The organism is Vibrio sp. 10N.237.312.B06 (genome assembly GCF_041464685.1).
In the GTDB taxonomy this organism is placed as follows: domain Bacteria; phylum Pseudomonadota; class Gammaproteobacteria; order Enterobacterales; family Vibrionaceae; genus Vibrio; species Vibrio tasmaniensis_A.
Genome location: NZ_JBFSPI010000204.1, coordinates 1 through 1,153 on the forward strand (window position 1 = coordinate 1; position 1,153 = coordinate 1,153).

General features: G+C 44.6%; 3 protein-coding genes. All 3 read left to right on the forward strand.

Annotated elements, in window-relative coordinates; genetic code table 11:
- On the forward strand, window positions 1-432 hold a 432-nt coding region (locus tag AB6C75_RS23550), incomplete at its 5' end, for a hypothetical protein (protein WP_372109528.1).
- The gene (locus tag AB6C75_RS23555) at window positions 432-854 is read left to right on the forward strand and encodes a hypothetical protein (protein ID WP_017100574.1); all 423 of its coding nucleotides are present in this window, start codon (window positions 432-434) and stop codon (window positions 852-854) included. The genes AB6C75_RS23550 and AB6C75_RS23555, both read left to right, overlap by 1 nt.
- The coding region (locus AB6C75_RS23560; RefSeq protein ID WP_372109530.1) for a hypothetical protein at window positions 851-1,153 on the forward strand (303 nt) is incomplete at its 3' end. The genes AB6C75_RS23555 and AB6C75_RS23560, both read left to right, overlap by 4 nt.

Consider the following 1,153-nt stretch of genomic DNA (forward strand, 5'->3'; position numbering starts at 1 on the left):
CAGGCGGAACCGGTCACGGTTGAATATCAAGTGGCGGACATTCCCATCAGCACCAAATCTCAAAACATCGATATTAATAATTCCGTCACGATTAGCGAAATCTTAACCCCCATCACTGTCAGTGCCGTTCAAGCCGAAGTGAAGACACGCATTCAAAATGACACGCTAACGGTGAAGAAGCTTGCTGAGCTTTACACCTTGCAAAAGGTCGATACGGGCTATCTGGATTTAACGGGAGATGAACAAAGCATTGCGGGAAATGAAGAGCGGAAAGGACTCTTCATTCAAACCTATCAAGATAATGATCGCTCTGTTTTGGTTCAAGGGTTTATTGAGGTTGTCGCCGGTGGTCATGTACTTATCAAAAGCAATGAAGCCATTACATTGGAAGGCGTTGCTGGGAATGGTGTTCGTATTGGGGAGTTTATCTAATGTTTGAACTTCACAATCCTATTGGCAGTCGTGGTGATAAGACGGGAAACGGTGGTTTTCAGTCATTAGTATTAAGCAACCAGTATGCTCAAGTTTCAGATGCCACAAACCGACAAGTAGAGTTTTCTCTGTCAGATGATGTAGAGCTACTGGAAGTACGAGTGGGTTGGTTGGATAGAGAAAATTCAAGGAACTTAGATCAAGTCGTCTTTTGGTCTCAATGCTTTGATGATCATGACGAGATGGTAGCTAATAGCCATAGGGCAATGGTAGTTCCCTTTGTGGCTGGCTTTTCAAGGCGATGTTATTTCATTCCTATTTTGACACCGAGCAACGCGAAAAAAATCATATTTACTTGCAATTATATTGATATTCAAGTGTGCATTGTGTCTCGAACGACCTTTAAGGAGTTAGAGCGATGATACAGGTCGATACGCAGGGGCGAATTGTCACGATCAACGCGCCTCAAGCGTCAACTCAATTAATCCGTTTAGATGTCCAACTGACGCAAGACGTCGCCGTTAATCCCGAACTCTACCGATGGACTGGTGAGGCTTTTGTCCTGTCACTAGAGGCTCAACAAAATAAAGAACAATCTGAAAGGCGCGCAAAGGCTAAACATTACCTTGATGCGACCGATTTTTACTTAGTACGCCAAGTAGAAAACGGTGCGGACGTCCCCCAAGAGGTTCTCTCCAAGCGTGAGACAGCCAGAGCCTTA